This window comes from Psychroflexus salarius, from assembly GCF_900129035.1.
GTDB classification, from domain to species: Bacteria; Bacteroidota; Bacteroidia; order Flavobacteriales; family Flavobacteriaceae; genus Psychroflexus; species Psychroflexus salarius.
Genome location: NZ_FQTW01000010.1, coordinates 27,730 through 43,688, shown reverse-complemented (window position 1 = coordinate 43,688; position 15,959 = coordinate 27,730). Strand labels below are relative to the sequence as shown.

The 15,959-nt window shown below is 33.3% G+C and carries 13 protein-coding genes and 3 tRNA genes; 8 read left to right on the top strand and 8 right to left on the bottom strand.

The window, feature by feature from the left end; all coding sequences use genetic code 11:
* Window positions 1-214 precede the first annotated feature (214 nt).
* The 7 genes from BUB82_RS10510 (at window position 215) to BUB82_RS10480 (ending at window position 7,477) form a co-directional block, all read left to right on the top strand.
* Window positions 215-814: a TetR/AcrR family transcriptional regulator gene (locus BUB82_RS10510; RefSeq protein WP_073193580.1), complete on the top strand. Its 600-nt coding sequence runs from the start codon at window positions 215-217 to the stop codon at window positions 812-814.
* Window positions 815-2,167: a TolC family protein gene (locus BUB82_RS10505; protein ID WP_073193579.1), complete on the top strand. Its 1,353-nt coding sequence runs from the start codon at window positions 815-817 to the stop codon at window positions 2,165-2,167. It abuts the gene before it with no gap.
* Window positions 2,168-2,171: 4 nt separating this feature from the next.
* Window positions 2,172-3,347 carry an efflux RND transporter periplasmic adaptor subunit gene (locus BUB82_RS10500; RefSeq protein ID WP_073193578.1) on the top strand — a complete coding sequence of 392 codons (1,176 nt, stop codon included), beginning with the start codon at window positions 2,172-2,174 and terminating at the stop codon, window positions 3,345-3,347.
* Window positions 3,348-3,354: 7 nt separating this feature from the next.
* Window positions 3,355-6,792: an efflux RND transporter permease subunit gene (locus BUB82_RS10495; protein WP_073193577.1), complete on the top strand. Its 3,438-nt coding sequence runs from the start codon at window positions 3,355-3,357 to the stop codon at window positions 6,790-6,792.
* A 70-nt stretch (window positions 6,793-6,862) separates the two neighbouring features.
* A complete protein-coding gene (locus BUB82_RS10490) occupies window positions 6,863-7,165 on the top strand; it encodes a thioredoxin family protein (RefSeq protein ID WP_073193576.1) in 303 nt (100 codons plus the stop codon).
* Window positions 7,166-7,263: 98 nt separating this feature from the next.
* A tRNA-Ser gene (locus BUB82_RS10485) sits at window positions 7,264-7,347 on the top strand.
* A 55-nt stretch (window positions 7,348-7,402) separates the two neighbouring features.
* Window positions 7,403-7,477, top strand: a tRNA-Pro gene (locus BUB82_RS10480).
* A 249-nt stretch (window positions 7,478-7,726) separates the two neighbouring features.
* Here BUB82_RS10480 and BUB82_RS10475 read toward each other — a convergent pair.
* From BUB82_RS10475 to BUB82_RS10460, 5 genes are all read right to left on the bottom strand, one after another.
* Window positions 7,727-8,254: a hypothetical protein gene (locus tag BUB82_RS10475; protein ID WP_073193575.1), complete on the bottom strand. Its 528-nt coding sequence runs from the start codon at window positions 8,252-8,254 to the stop codon at window positions 7,727-7,729.
* Entirely contained in the window at window positions 8,254-8,400 is a 147-nt protein-coding gene (locus BUB82_RS11800; RefSeq protein ID WP_159432039.1) for a hypothetical protein, read from the bottom strand. The genes BUB82_RS10475 and BUB82_RS11800 overlap by 1 nt, the downstream gene beginning before the upstream one ends.
* A 133-nt stretch (window positions 8,401-8,533) precedes the next feature.
* On the bottom strand, window positions 8,534-8,860 hold the full coding sequence (locus BUB82_RS10470; protein WP_073193574.1) for a hypothetical protein: 327 nt from the start codon (window positions 8,858-8,860) through the stop codon (window positions 8,534-8,536).
* A 159-nt stretch (window positions 8,861-9,019) separates the two neighbouring features.
* Window positions 9,020-9,622, bottom strand: a complete 603-nt coding sequence (locus BUB82_RS10465) for a polysaccharide deacetylase family protein (protein ID WP_073193573.1) — start codon at window positions 9,620-9,622, stop codon at window positions 9,020-9,022.
* Window positions 9,622-12,900: a glycosyltransferase family 117 protein gene (locus BUB82_RS10460; RefSeq protein ID WP_073193572.1), complete on the bottom strand. Its 3,279-nt coding sequence runs from the start codon at window positions 12,898-12,900 to the stop codon at window positions 9,622-9,624. The genes BUB82_RS10465 and BUB82_RS10460 overlap by 1 nt, the downstream gene beginning before the upstream one ends.
* Window positions 12,901-13,063: 163 nt before the next feature.
* Here BUB82_RS10460 and BUB82_RS10455 point away from each other — a divergent pair.
* Window positions 13,064-13,136 (top strand) — tRNA-Gln (locus BUB82_RS10455).
* A gap of 56 nt (window positions 13,137-13,192) precedes the next feature.
* Here BUB82_RS10455 and BUB82_RS11795 read toward each other — a convergent pair.
* The 3 genes from BUB82_RS11795 to BUB82_RS10445 are packed head-to-tail and all read right to left on the bottom strand — an operon-like array spanning window position 13,193 to window position 15,923.
* A complete protein-coding gene (locus BUB82_RS11795) occupies window positions 13,193-13,345 on the bottom strand; it encodes a hypothetical protein (RefSeq protein WP_159432038.1) in 153 nt (50 codons plus the stop codon).
* On the bottom strand, window positions 13,345-14,805 hold the full coding sequence (locus tag BUB82_RS10450) for a magnesium chelatase (protein ID WP_073193614.1): 1,461 nt from the start codon (window positions 14,803-14,805) through the stop codon (window positions 13,345-13,347). Before BUB82_RS10450 ends, BUB82_RS11795 begins: the two co-directional genes overlap by 1 nt.
* Window positions 14,806-14,810: 5 nt before the next feature.
* Window positions 14,811-15,923, bottom strand: a complete 1,113-nt coding sequence (locus tag BUB82_RS10445; RefSeq protein ID WP_073193571.1) for a vWA domain-containing protein — start codon at window positions 15,921-15,923, stop codon at window positions 14,811-14,813.
* Window positions 15,924-15,959: the final 36 nt, after the last annotated feature.

Genomic DNA, 15,959 nt, shown 5'->3' with positions numbered 1-15,959 from the left:
AAAAATCGAGCATAGCCTTAGCTACGGTCTATTTTTCAAGTGAAATAAAAAGAGAAAAAGGGCGATTTATTCCAGTTAATTTAATGCCTAAATGGTATAAATGCAGTTTAAAAAAGAGATCTTATTAAGGTCTCTTTTTTTTATTGTTAAGGTTTTGTAAAACTATGGAAACTTATTTTGTTTTTAAAGTTTCCGACGTAGATTTGCAACCGAAATGAAAATAGACATTTTACATAAAGCTGCAGATATGTTTCTTGAATATGGATTCAAGAGTGTAACTATGGACGATTTAGCCGCTGAAATGCGTGTCTCAAAAAAAACCATTTATGAGCACTATAACAATAAATCTGATTTAGTTGAAGCCGTCGCTCAACACATTAAAAATCAAATTAATGACGAAATACATCAAGTGATCGCTCAAAATTTTGATCCTATTCAAGAAATGATTGAAATAAAAAATACGGTCATGAGAAGGCTAAAAAATGAAAAAGCCTCACCTCAATTTCAATTGCAGAAATATTACCCTAAGATTCACGAAAAACTTAAAAACTCTCATATCTGTACTATGGATAAATGTTGCACAGAAAATGTGGAACGAGGTGTGAAAGATGGGTTTTATAGAGGCGATTTAAATATTGTATTTGTTGTTCGCGCATACATTTCAGGTATGTTGAATATAAAAAACGAAGACCTTTTCAAGTCAACAGACCTAAATCCTAAACAACTTTATGAAGAATTTTTAATTTATCACTTAAGAAGCATCACTACACTAAAAGGGAAAAACAGACTCGACGCTTTATTAAACACACACTAAATGAAACAACAAACCTTAATTTTACTTCTTTTGTTATGTGTTAATCTCACATTTTCACAAGAAGCCAAAGTTTATAACTTCACACTTCAAGAAGCCATAAACTTTGCAACCGATAGTGCTTACGCTAACCTCAATGCCCAAAAAGATGTGGCTATTGCACTTAAACGTAAGTGGGAAACAACAGCCGATGGTTTGCCTCAAATTAGCGGTCAAGTCAATTACGAAAACAACCCAAAACTAACGGTTACGCCATTACCAGCTGAAATTGTTGGAGGTGAGCCTGGAACTACTGTACCTGTAACATTTGGGCAACGCCACAACATGCGAGCAACAGGAACTGTTAATCAGCTTATTTTTGATGGCTCATACATTGTTGCTTTACAAGCGGCCAAAACCTTTTTAGAATATTCGGCTAATGCTAAAGAAAAAACAGCATTTGAAGTGCGAAAAAATGTAATTACAGCTTATGGAAATGTGCTTTTAGCGAAAAATTCAATTGAAATTACACAAAACAATCTGAATGAAGCGCTCGATAATTTAAATGAAACACGACAAATTTATGAAAACGGTCTAGCTGAAGAAGAAGATGTCGAGCAGCTGCAAATTACAAGCCAGCAATTAAAAAGTCAGTTAAGAAATGCTGAGCGTATGTATAACATCGCAAAGGAAAGTCTAAACATGGTTCTAGGAATCGATGTTTCAGTTGAAGTTATTCTAGAAGATACTTTAGAAAATTTAGCTGCTAAAGAAGCCATGCTGCAAGCTGAAACGCAAGAATTTAATTTTGAGAATACAATTGATTATAAAATTGCTAAAAACCTTGTTGAACAACGTGATTTAGAGTTAAAACTTCAAAAAAGTCAGGCTTTACCGAGTTTGTCTGCTTTTGCCAATTATGGCGCGACAAGTTTTGGTAATCAATTTGAGTTTTTTGAAAGCGGTACCGATTGGTTCGAGTTTGCAACCATTGGTGTAAGTTTAAATGTGCCTATCTTTAGTTCATTTAAGCGTGATGCCCAAACGCAACAAGCCAAAATTGAGCTCGAAAAAGCAAAGTTACAACGCAAACAAACCATTAATCAAATTCAATTAGACTTAAACGCAGCACAAAGCGACTTTGATTTTGCAGTTGAAAATTACACCATTGCTCAAAAAAACCTAAACCTTGCCGAACGAATTCAGCATAAAAACGAAGTCAAATTTAAAGAAGGTTTAGCTTCAAGTTTTGAACTTCGTCAAGCGCAAACCCAACTCTATCAAGCTCAAAATGAGTATTTGCAGGCTATGCTTAACCTAATTAACACAAAAGCCGAACTCGAAAAAGTTAAAAACACACCTCTACAATCTAATTAAAGCCATGAAAAATTTAATAAACATAAGTCTTTTAAGTCTGTTATTAATTACCGCGTCTTGCAATGAAAAGCAACAAACGGTAGAAGAAGTTATTAACTCTAACGATGTTGAGTTAATGCGCCAAAAGCGGACAGAATTATCTACTCAACAGCGGCAACTCAATGCTTCAATTGAAAAATTAAACCAAAAGATTGAAAGTTTTGAAGAAGCTAATTCTTATAGCTTAGTTGAAGTAAATCAGGTAGATACAACTACCTTTAATCATTATGTTGAAGTTCAAGGAGACGTTCAAACCGACGAGAATATTCTGATTTATCCCGAATTTAGTGGAGTTTTAGAAGAAATTTACGTCAGCGAAGGCGATCAAGTTTCTAAAGGGCAATTATTAGCAAAGATTGATGATGGTGGCTTAAGCGACCAATTACAAGAACTTAAAACACAACTAGAACTCTCTAAAACACGATTTGAACGACAATCTAGATTGTGGGAGCAAAACATCGGTTCAGAAATTCAATATCTTGAGGCCGAAACCGCCTTTAAGTCGATGCAAGAAAATGTAAAACGTTTGCAAGAGCAGCTTAATAAAACAAAAATTCGCGCGCCATTTGCAGGTAAAATTGATCAAAAATTAACCGACCAAGGCGAAGTTGTAAGTCCTGGAATGTCTCCAGTATTTAGATTAATTAACTTAAAAGAAATGTACATCAGTGCTGAAGTTCCTGAGCAATATTTAAGTGCAATATCCCTAAATACTTCAGTTGAGGTGAGTTTAACAGCGGTTAATGAAGTTTTTTCAGCTCAGGTTATTCAAATTTCAGATTACATTAATCCTGCAAACCGAAAGTTTTCAATTAAAATAAGCATCCCGTCAGGAAAAGAAGTGATTAAGCCTAATTTAATGGCCAAAGTTAAAATTAACGATTATAGGCGTAAAAACACGATTGTAGTTAAAGAAAGCATAATGCAGGAAACGGCTAGTGGAGAACAAGTTATTTATGTATTTCAACCAGAGAAGGATAATGTAGGTAAAGCCAAAAAAGTTCAAGTAGAAATCGGTAAATCTTACAATGGTTTTACTGAAATTAAAAACGGACTTAAAGCTGGTCAATATGTCATAACAAGTGGTTCAAGATCAGTTAGAGATGGTGAAAAAGTTAGAATCGAAACGCCTTTAAAATAAGCTAATTATGGCCAAAAACACTTACAAAGAATTCGGGATATCGTCATGGTCTATAGATAATAAAATGACGGTTTATGTCATAACAGCTATTATCTTACTCGGTGGTCTGTTATCCTATTACAGTATGCCAAGAGAGGCATTTCCTGAAATTGTTGAAACTAAAATTTATGTGAGTTCAATCAACCCTGGAAACTCAGTTGAAGATATTGAAAAATTTATCACTGAACCTTTAGAAGAAGAATTTAAAAATGTAAAAGGTGTTAGAGAAATAACGTCAACAACCATGCAAGATTACTCTATGGTGATTGTTGAGTTTGAAGAAGATATTGAAGTTCCTAATGCAAAGCAACTTATTAAAGATAAAGTTGACCAAGTGAAGTCTGAAACCACTTGGCCAACTTTAGACAATGGCGCTAAAGTAGAGCCTAATGTTTTTGATTTAAATATATCAGAAGAAATGCCGATTTTGAACGTCAATTTTATTGGCGATTACAAAACTCAAAAGTTGAAAGATTTTGCGGAACATTTACAAGATAAAATAGAGCTTTTACCTCAAATTAAAGAAGCAAGCATACGTGGCGTAGACGAAAAAGAAGTTGAAGTTGCAGTTGACATTTATAAAATGAACGCTTCAAAAGTCTCTTTTGATAATATTATTAACGCCATTAGATCTGAAAACACAACAATTTCAGGCGGTAATGTCATTAAGAATGGTTTACAGAAAAACATTCGTGTTATCGGTGAAATTGATACACCAAATCAACTTAAAAACATGGTGGTTAAGTCTGACGACGGTACGGTATTTTTAAGTGATATTGCTCAAATTAATTTTCATGAAAAAGATCCAACAACATTTGCTAGAAACCATACTAAGCCTGTTGTCATGCTCGACGTTAAAAAACGCGCAGGAAAAAATATGATTGAAGCTGTCGAGCAAATTAAAGCGCTAGTTAAACAAGAACAAAACAGCTATTACCCAGAAGATTTAGATATAAGTATTACCAATGACCAATCTGTTAAAACCGAGAATCAAGTTAACGATTTAGTAAACAACATCATTTTTGGTGTTATATTAGTTGTAGGTGTTTTAATGTTTTTCTTAGGTTTTAGAAATGCCTTATTTGTTGGTATAGCCATACCTTTATCGATGTTTTTAGCCTTGACAGTATTATCATCGCTTGGTTTTACATTAAATACAATGGTGCTATTTGGCTTGGTGATGGGATTAGGAATGCTAGTAGATAATGGTATTGTAGTTGTAGAAAATGTTTATAGCTTGATGGACCAAGGCTTGCCAAGAATTAAAGCTGCCAAACAAGGTATTGGAGAAATCGCATGGCCAATCATAGCTTCAACCGCAACTACTTTAGCTGCATTCTTCCCGCTTGGACTTTGGCCAGGTACTATAGGTAAGTTTATGATTTACTTTCCGATCACACTTTCAGTAGTCTTAACATCTTCACTTTTTGTAGCTTTAGTCATCAACGCGATGTTGACTTCTCAGTTTATGAAAATTGAAGAAGAAGAGTTTACCAAAAAACAATTAGTTAGATGGAGTTTAATTCTTTTTGTAGTAGGTATTGCACTTGTTGTTTCTGGATTTGTATTAGATTTTGGAGCCTTTAGAGGCATTGGTAACCTTGCTATATTTACAGCAATTATGTTATGGGTTTATAAGTTTTTATTACTAAAAGCTATAGATTACTTTCAATTCAAGTTGCTTAAAAAGTTAGAATATTTTTACGAAAAAACATTAAAGTTTGCTTTATATAAAAAGATGGCTTATGTCTTCTTTTTTGGAACAGTTGCCTTATTGATTATGGCTTTCTTTTTAGTTGGTGTAGCACAACCAAAGGTTTTGTTTTTTCCAGAAAATGAACCTAACCAAATTATGACTTATATCGAGTACCCTGAAGGTACTGATATTGACAAAACCAATGCTTTAACCAAAAAAGTTGAAGCCAAAGTTTACGAAGCTATTAAAAAGTACGAAGATGAAGACGGCTATAATTTCATGGTTGAATCTGCCATTGCCCAAGTTGGTAAAGGTGCTGGAAACCCAAACACCAACAGCGGAATGGCCAATGAAATGCCACATAAAGGAAAAGTGACATTAACATTACGTGAATTTAAATTGCGTCGTGATATATCAAGTACGCAAGTGTTAACCGAAGTAAGGCAAGCCGTAAAAGGTTTTCCAGGTGTCTCAATTATCGTAGAAAAAGATGCGGTCGGACCTCCAGCAGGTTACCCAATTAACCTTGAAGTTAAAGGTGAAAATTACGATGAGATGTTAGCAGAAGCTGAAGATGTTAGAACATTTATCAATGAGCTTAATATTGATGGTATTGAAGAATTAAAAATAGATGTTAATAAGTCTAAGCCAGAGCTAGAACTGCTAATTGATCGTGAAAAAGCTGGCGAACTAGGAATTTCAGCTGCAATGATAGGCCAAACGATAAGACGATCTGTATTTGGTCAGGAAGCCTCAACCTTTAAAGATAACGATGAAGATTATGAAATTAATGTTCGTTTTAATGAATCACAGCGTTATGATGAAAATGCCATATTTAATCAACCAGTTACTTTTAGAAATCTAAAAGGTCAAATTGTGCAGGTGCCAATTTCAGCTTTAATTAAAAAGAATCCTACAGCGACTTTCAACGCAATTAAGCGGAAAGACTTAAAACGTGTGATAACAGTTTATTCTAATGTTTTAGCAGGATATAATCCAACTGAAATTGTTAACGCTATTAAAGAAGAGTTGAAGTATTATGATAAGCAGGAAAATATGACTTATCAATTCACAGGCGAACAAGAAGAGCAAGCCAATAATATGGACTTTTTGTTGAAAGCTTTACTATTAGCGCTAGGTAGTATTTTGTTAATTTTAGTAGCTCAATTTAATTCGATATCAAAACCTGTAATTATTTTATCAGCTGTAATTTTAAGTTTAGTTGGTGTCTTGTTTGGCTTGGTTATTTTTCAAATGGATTTTGTGGTTATTATGACGATGATGGGTGTAATTTCGTTAGCTGGAATTGTGGTTAATAATGCCATTGTTTTAGTTGATTATACGCAAATTTTAATCGATCGTAAAAAAGAAGAAAATAATGTAGAAGACGATCAAATGCTAAGCAGAAATGATTATTTTGAATTAATTACTGCTGGTGGTAAATCTCGTTTAAGACCAGTATTATTAACCGCAATAACTACTGTTTTAGGTTTAATACCTTTAGCCATTGGTTTAAACATAGACTTCTTTTCGTTATTTACAGATTATGATCCAAAAATTTACATGGGTGGCGATAACGTTGTTTTTTGGGGACCTTTAGCTTGGACAGTAATTTTCGGGTTAATTTTTGCTACATTCTTAACCTTAGTTGTTGTGCCAGTCATGTTCTATTTAACAATTAGAGCAAAATTGAAGTTTAAAAAGGTGTAATTTAAGTAATAAGATAGCCTTAGTTAAATTTTTTATTACATTAGTAAGACGAAACCAACATCAAACTCTTATGACAAAGTTTGGAGAATTAATAGATCTAGAAAAACCAGTTTTGCTGAATTTTTTTGCAGATTGGGATGAAAACTGTGAAGTGATTCATGAAACATTGAAAGATGTTTCAGCAGCGGTTGGAGATTCGGCTAAACTAATAAAAATCAATGCAGAATCTAATGAGCAACTTATTGAAGCCTTACGTGTAAAAAACTTGCCTACTTATATGCTTTATAAGTCAGGCGAGATGGTTTGGCGTCAATCAGGCGTATTATCGGCAAATGATTTGATTATAAAGATTGAAGAAACAGCCAATAAATAAGCTTGTAAAATATTTTCAAAAATTATATCAATAAGTTTGGCAAAAATAAAAAAGCCCTTTATATTTGCACCCGCATTAAAATAAGTTCTTAAAATATTGGAGAGGTGGCAGAGTGGTAATGCAGCAGATTGCTAATCTGTCGACGGTCAAACGTCGCCAGGGTTCGAGTCCCTGTCTCTCCGCAAGATATACGATAATTTGATTTAGCGATACCATCAAATTATTTACCATATTATTCGGGGTGTAGCGTAGCCCGGTTATCGCGCCTGCTTTGGGAGCAGGAGGTCGCAGGTTCGAATCCTGCCACCCCGACTTTTAGCCTTGTAAATTCAACTAAATTTTACTAAATAGTTGATTTTCAAGGCTTTTTTATTTTTAGAGGTTACATATTTTAGCATATAAAACCACTTTTTTGGTGTCCAAATTGGGGACAACTTTTTAAGCCTTGATTTTTAACCTGATACCCCATGATATAAGGGAAAGAGCTAAATATGTTATTGTATTTTGGTGACCATTTTTAATCCTTTCAGGTGTCCATTTTTACCTAATCTTTTACTTGAGTTATTTTACTTTCCATAGATACTCCAATTCTGGAAAATCTTCTTTTTTATAATAGGGTGGGAAGTATTTATTTATGCCACCTGTAAGACTTTTAAAAAAGAATGAATCTATAGTGCGTTGATACTCTTCTATGGGGTGTTGACTCAGGCTATCTTTTTTGAAATAATTCTTAATAGAATCATGAATTTCAAGGTTTAAAAAGCATATATTGTCACTTGGATTTTTAGAATTATAAACTACTATGTAGTTTTTGCCAATTCTTGGGTTTGAGTTGTCAAATGTAGCTAAAGAAATAGCTCCTTTATAAGTTATATTTTTAGCTCGAAACTTATAACTAGCCAATGTAGTTCCTCTACCTGCATTTCCAATATCATATAAAACTCCTATAGTATAAGCTTTATTAGTATAGATGTTCTTGATTTCTGTTTTAGAAATATAGGAATAAATAATATTCATTAAAATTAAAACAAATATTGATATCAATAGGTATTTAAGTACTTTTTTATATTTAATTCTTTTTAGTATCATTACAATTGTTTTTTTACAAGATCACTACCTAAAACACCAAATGCATTACCTGTAAATCTTAACCCATTGTGTCCTAAATAATTTCCTGGTGAGGCCATATTTTTACTTAAACCAGGTATATAGGAAGCGCCCCAATCAGATAACATTCAAATTTAAGCTTTCCTTATGTTCTTTCCCATTATATGTCTGATGCTTATTCTCTATCCCATTCACTACAGTATTATAACCCTTTGTATTGTTAGCATAGTTCGAAATAATAAATTCAGACATTTAGATTATCTACTTTAAATCATCATAGTTTTTAGCCTTTTTTTCAAAAATAAGTTCATTATGATTCGGTGAATTTTTATTATACTTTACATAATAAAAGTCCCCTACTTTTACTTGATTTCCATATATGAAATTCTTGGATTCATAATTCTTATCTTTTACAGTATAAGTGTAGGAACAAGACATACCTCCTTTAGCCCAAAAAATATTTTCAATTTTACCAATTGTATATTTTCCATTTTTATCAAGTTTTGATTCTTTCAAGTTACCGTAAATCAAAGCTATAATTACAATAGTTACAAAAACGGCTGCATTTTTAAGATACTTTTTCTTCATATTATTTATTGTTTATTAACAGACATTGTAAGCTTCCCATAATTAGAACTGTTTATTATTTCAATCTAGTAGCAAACTTATTAATATGGCTTTTTTCATAAGTTTTTTAAATATCCAGCGCGATCTAATGGCTTATCGAAGGTTTCTTGTGGAAAACTATTAAATCGCCTTAAAATGAAGTTTTTCGTTTAAGATTTTTGGTAAAATGTACTGTAGGTTTTTAAATGCTTTTTGACTGTCATGCATTACAATAATGCTACCATTTCTAACTTGTGATTTGTAAATTTTAAAACAGTCTTGAGGTGATTTTCCCGCATCATAGTCTTTTGTAATTACATCCCACATCACGATTTTAAATCCCTTTTGGTGTAAAATTTTCGCTTGTTTAGAAGTACACTTGCCATATGGTGGCCTAAATAAGCAAGTGTCTGTATTTAATTGTTTAATGGTTTGTTGACAATTATTTACATCTTCTATATAGTCTTCAGTATTTGTTATCCAACCATTTAAGTGGTGCATGCTATGATTGCCAATGCTATGGCCTTCATCTATAATTTGTTGAAAAATTTCTGGATGCTTTTTAATATTATCACCGATACAGAAAAAAGTTGCTTTGGCTTTAAATTGTTTTAATTGTTTTAAAACCCAAGGCGTTACCTCAGGTATTGGTCCATCATCAAAGCTTAAATAAACATTGTTGTCTTTAAAACGCCAAAACCGTTTTGGATAAAGCAAATTATAATACCAACTGCTTCTTAGCATTATTCTAGGTCTTGTCTTGCTTCTTCAAAAAGTTCACTTGAATTAGTTGAATCTACAGCTTGATTAGGCGATGCTTCAAGATCTTCACCTTTAAATAAACCGAATAAGTCTAAGTAACCATTGAAGTTTTCAGCTTCTTGACGAGCAAGATCACTATCTTTAGCAATGATTAAAATATCAACTAAACTTCTGTACTTTTCAATTTCAGTATAAATTTTTTGAGCATATTCATATTGTTTTTCAAAATCTAAACTACTGTAATACTTCAACCAATCTTGGTATTTTTTAGCAACACTTCTCCAAATTTCTCTTGCTTTTTCTGGTTTACCAATTTCATAATACCCTAAAATATAAGGTTCTAATAAAGTGTCAAATCCAAAATATTTAACGGGCATTTTCTCCATAGCTAAGTCAAGTATATCTTCAGCTTTATCGTATTTCTTTTCTTCTAACAATTTTTCTAAAAGGCGCGCTAGATTACTGCGGTAAGTAATGGCATTTTTTCGCGTTTCTGGGTCGTGATAAATATCATCGCTTCCTAAATTACCCCAATCCCAATTCATGACTAATTTGTACATTTTGTCACTATCAATTCTACCCATATCAAAGGGATTATTCGGGTTGACAGGTGTTTTTATAGGGGTTAATTTGTAAACAACACCATGCAGTTGAAGATAGTCTTTTAGCCATAAGTAGTCTGAGTCATTATAACTTCCGCCTGTAAAGTAAATTGGTCTTTCCCAATCGTTAGAGGCTAATACATCAAGCATTAATAAGCGATTTTTATAAATAATGTTCTCCTCTAAGTTTAAAATAATCTCATCTACAGCTTTGTCTTTATCTTTAATTGAAAGACTATTACTTTTTATAGCCTGTTGAATATCGACCGGAATTCGTAATTTTTTTGCAGGAAAAGTATTGTAAATTTGGCCATTTTCAAGTTCTTCTTTTGTTGAAGGCTGGTCACTTTTAATATACTTCATCCATTTATCTATGCTTAAAGTGTCTGCAAATCGCTTATCATCGCGATAAAACACAGCATCATTAATACTGTAAGCATAGTCATCATGTTCTAAATAAGTTTTAATGGCTTCGCTGTTATAGGCTTTCCTCCGCATTTGGTCAATATACCAATCTGTGGCAAATAAACTTGTATTAATTGTTCTTACATCACGTCGGTAACCTTCTATTTCTTGGGCATACCATAAAGCAAAGGTGTCATTGTCACCTATCGTAAACAGGATTCCGTTTTCTTCAACAGAATCAAGGTACTTTTTAGCCATAGCTAAGGTCGTGTATCGATTTGATCGATCATGGTCGTCCCAGTTTTGTTGTGCTAAAAGTGCTGGAACTGCAAGTAACGTAGCGATTCCTACTAACGGTGCTGCAATTTTAGGATTTAGCTTATGTTTTAATACATCAAATAACCCAAAAACGCCAATTCCAATCCAAATAGCAAATACGTAAAACGAGCCTACTAAGGCATAATCTCGTTCTCTTGGTTCAAATGGGCGTTCATTTAAATAAATCTTTAAAGCAATTCCTGTGAAGAGAAAAAACACGGTAAGAATCCAAAAGAAATTAATGTCTTTTCTTAAATGAAACAGCAAGCCTATAATCCCCAAAATTAAAGGCAAAAAGTAGTAGGTGTTTCTTGCCCGATTATTTTTTATTTCTTCGGGTAATTCAGATTGGTTGCCAAGGAAAATTTCATCTATAGCATCGATACCGCTAATCCAGTTACCATTAAAATCGGTTAGTTTACCCTGTTCGTCGTTTTGTCTGCCAACAAAATTCCACATAAAATAGCGCCAATACATGTAGCCTATTTGATATTGAAATAAATAGTTGAAATTAGCTGCAGTTGAAGGTTTAGAGATGTTTAAATAAGGGCTGAATTTTTGCAAAAACCCAGCATATTCTTCAGTTGAAATTTCACCATTTTTAAATCTGTTATTGTATTGTGCAACGGTTGAAATTAATTCAGATTCACCTTGATATTCTGCTTTAACACTTAAGTCTAAAGCACCAGTAAACATTAAATAATTAGCTGCATGTTCAGTACTCCACATGCGTGGCAAAAATGTTTTTTGAGCATCATCAGAGTTTTGTTTGTGGTTTTTATACTGATTCACAATTTCATATTTACCTAACTCGTGATTCATTTCATATTTTGGTTCATCATCGTAGTAAGGATTTTCAGGATCTAAACCAGCGTAAAGTTCTGTGAATTGAGGACCATAAAACAGCTTTTGTTCTGGATACTGTTCACGATTGTAGTAAGCCAGCAAGGCTCTGGCGCTACTTGGGTTATTTTCATTAATAACAGTACCTGCATTTGCCCTGATAGGCAGCATTACCCAGCTAGAAAAGCCAATAAATATAAATAATATAGAAAGCGTTACGGTATTAAGTAGCTTGTAGTTGTGCTGATGAGAATACTTCAGCAATAGCACAAATGCAATTATAATACTAATTCCCATGAATATCGTACCTGAATGAAATGGTAAGCCTAAACTGTTCACAAAAAAGACTTCTGTTTTACCAAATAAGCTTAAAGTGTATGGTAATAAGAGTTTAAAGATAAAAAGCAAAATAGCAATCACGACCACATGAGCAATCACAAAGTTTTTGATGGTGATTTTTTGGGTATGCTTAAAATAGTAGAGTAGACCTATGGCCGGAATAGTTAATAAGCCCATAAAATGAACACCAAAAGATAAGCCAATGAGAAAACAGATTAAGATTAACCAGCGGTTACCACGTGGCTGAAGCATATCACGTTCCCACAGCATAGCAACATAAAACATTGCTGCCATAATGCAAATGGCCATGGCATAAACTTCGGCTTCAACAGCACTAAACCAAAAACTGTCTGTAAAAGCAAAACTTAAAGAGCCTACAAAACCACTTGCTAAAACAGCTATCTTAGTTGCTGAGTCTGATGTTTCTAACTTTACAAATTTCTTTAGGATTAGGACAATTGTCCAAAACATAAATAAGACTGTAAATGCTGAAGCAACACCAGACATGAGATTAACCATGAGCGCTATTTGCGAATTATCAAGTGCAAACATCGAAAAAAACGCACCAAATATTTGGTAAAATGGTGCGCCAGGTGGGTGGCCAACTTGTAACTTAGCTGAAGTAGAAATATACTCTCCAGCATCCCAAAAACTTGCCGTAGGTTCTACTGTTAAAGCATAGGTAAGTAGGGCAATAGCAAAGGCCAGCCATGCTAAGATTTTATTCCAAAATGAAAAATTAAGCTGCTTCATGAAAGTTAATTTAATTAGCGAAAATAAGGATTATAATTTAACCTTAATACAAGCCTTTAACGATAATTTAGTTGGCTTATTTCCTGAAAAATATTTTCTAAAAAAAATTGATTTATTTTTTTGTGTAAACTAAAATAGGTTTTATATTTGCAACCCGAATTAATGGCCTATAGTGTAACTGGCAACACGTCTGGTTTTGGTCCAGAAGAGTCTAGGTTCGAGCCCTAGTAGGCCAACAAAAAACCGAATTTCGTTTCAGAAATTCGGTTTTTTTATGCCTTGAATTTAAATTTTAGCTTTTTTTGCGTTTGTATTGCATGTAAACTAAAAGCACAACCAAAATAAAACTTACCAAATAAAACCAGTTTTCAGTTAAGAAAACTTCAAGATTAAAACCGTCTTCAAATTGTTGTGTTTCTTGCGCTTTTGGAAGTTCTACTTGCATTATAAATCGTTTATATAATTACTAAAACTATCTTTAAAATTAATTTTATTATCTATTGTAATACGATCTATTTTATTGAAAGCTGCTAAAGCCCAAATAATAAAATCAGTATAAAAATAAAGTTCTGTGTCTTCAACTTGGTTAAGATGCTTTTGAACAAATTCAATTGAAGGTTTAATTTTTTTTAGATTACTAATGTATTCTTGATTATTATCATCTACAATAAAATCAATTTCATGCTCTAAAAACCAATTGATGATGCTATCATGAGCTTGGTCTTCATCTTTTTTTGTCAATTTTTTTATTTCTGGGAAAGTTGCATTGTAGCATGATTTAATGGCATTTTCGAGTAGTTGAAGTGTAACTTGTTCGGCACCAAGTTCTTCACCTTCATACATGAGTTCTATTTTTCCTGTAATAGCCGGAATTATTCCTATAAAATCACTCATTCTAATTTGAGTTTCTTGGTCTCCAGCCAATAGCATCCGGCGCTCGGCAGTACTCACTAAATTTTCAAAAGCTGAAATGCTTAAGCGTGCACTTACACCGCTTTTGGCATCTATATATTCATTGTCTCTGGCTTCTACAGCGATTTGTTCAAGTAAGCTGTGTGCAAATTCAGGGATATGAATGTGTTCTTTTTGAAAATCGGTGAGTTGTGCTTCTTGTTTTGTGATGGTTTTTGATATGTTGATGTCGTTTGGATAGTGCGTTAAAATTTGAGAGCCAATTCTATCTTTTAAGGGTGTTACAATGCTACCACGATTGGTATAGTCTTCAGGATTAGCGGTAAATACAAATTCTAAATCTAGTTGAAGTCTTAAGTTGAAGCCTCGAATTTGGATATCACCTTCTTGTAATATATTAAATAATGCCACCTGAATTCGTGCTTGTAAATCGGGCAGTTCATTAATAACAAAAATACATCGATTGGCTCGCGGAATCATACCGTAATGAATAACACGTTCATCTGCGTAGCTTAATTTTAAATTTGATGCTTTAATAGGGTCAATATCGCCAATTAAATCGGCTACTGTGACATCCGGCGTTGCTAATTTTTCAGCAAAGCGCTTGCTGCGATGAAGCCAGGTTATTGGGGTTTCATCACCTTTTTCCTTAAGTTGGTTTTTAGCATATGATGAAATTGGATTAAACGGATCGTCATTAATTTCAGAACCTTCAACAACAGGTATATACTCATCTAATAATTCAATTAACTGACGCGCAATTTTGGTTTTAGCTTGACCTCTTAAACCTAGTAAGTTAATGTTATGTTTTGCTAATATGGCTTGTTCAAGCTGTGGAATGACTGTGGTTTCATAACCGTGAATTCCTGTGAAACTATTTTTTTTGGCTTTAATTGCAGAAATTAAATTATCACGTAATTCGTTTTTAATTGATTTAGATTGGTAGCCAGTTTCTTTTAATTCGCCTAATGTAGTTATGTTATTGATTTGCATCATTGCTATAATTTTTTCTTTCTGTTTTGTTCGTAATCTTCAAAAATCATCTCACCAAGCCCTTTAAGTCCAGAATAGTACGCTTTACCTTGATTGGCTTTTGTGAAGTCTTTAATAAATTCTTGTAGGTATGGATCTGAAGCTATCATGAAACTCGTAATTGGTATATTAAGTTTTCGCGCTTCAGCTGCTTTCTGATAGCATTTGTTGGTTATATAATCGTCTAAACCTACGCTATTTTTATAATAGCGGCCATCATTTAATCTCAAACAACTAGGCTTACCATCGGTAATCATAAAAATTTGTTTATTAGCCTGTTTTTTGCGCCGTAGAATCTTCATGGCTAACTCAAGTCCAGCCACGGTGTTAGTATGATAAGGGCCGACATTAAGATATGGTAAATCTTTAATTTTTACGGTCCAGGCATCGTTGCCAAATACTAAAATATCAAGTGAATCTTTTGGGTAACGCGTTGTAATTAATTCAGCTAATGCCATAGCCACTTTTTTGGCTGGTGTTATACGGTCTTCGCCATATAAAATCATGCTGTGGCTGATATCAATCATTAAAACAGTACTCATTTGAGTTTTGTAGTAAAGATCTTTAACAACCAGATCGTCTTCAGTGAGTTTGCTGTCAAATCCTCGCGATTGCGCATTTTTTAAACTCTCTGTCATCGAAACATGGTCTAAACTGTCACCAAATTGATAGTTTTTTAAATCACCTGTAAACTCACCTTGGTTGCCTGTGAATTTTGAGCTGTGTTGGCCTCGACCAGATTTTCTTAATTTTCCGAAAATTTGTTCAAGCGCACGTTTTCTAATGGCTTGCTCTGTTTTATCTGTAATTTTAAGCTGTGGTGTGCCTTTTTGAGCAACTTCTTCTCGAAGGTAACCTTTTTGCTTCAACTCTTCAATGAAATCGTCAATTGTATAATCTTCATTAGTAAGTTGATAGGCTTTGTCAAGCTCTTTTAGCCAATCAATTGCTTCGTCAACATCACCAGAAGTATGTGTAATTAATTCTTTAAAAATTTCTAATAGTTGATTAAATAAAGAAGTAGAGTCTTCTGATTTTTGTTGGAATCTAAAGCCGGCAGTTGTTCTATCAAATTTCATAGCATAAACTTAAAAGAAACTAGCTAAAATGACTAA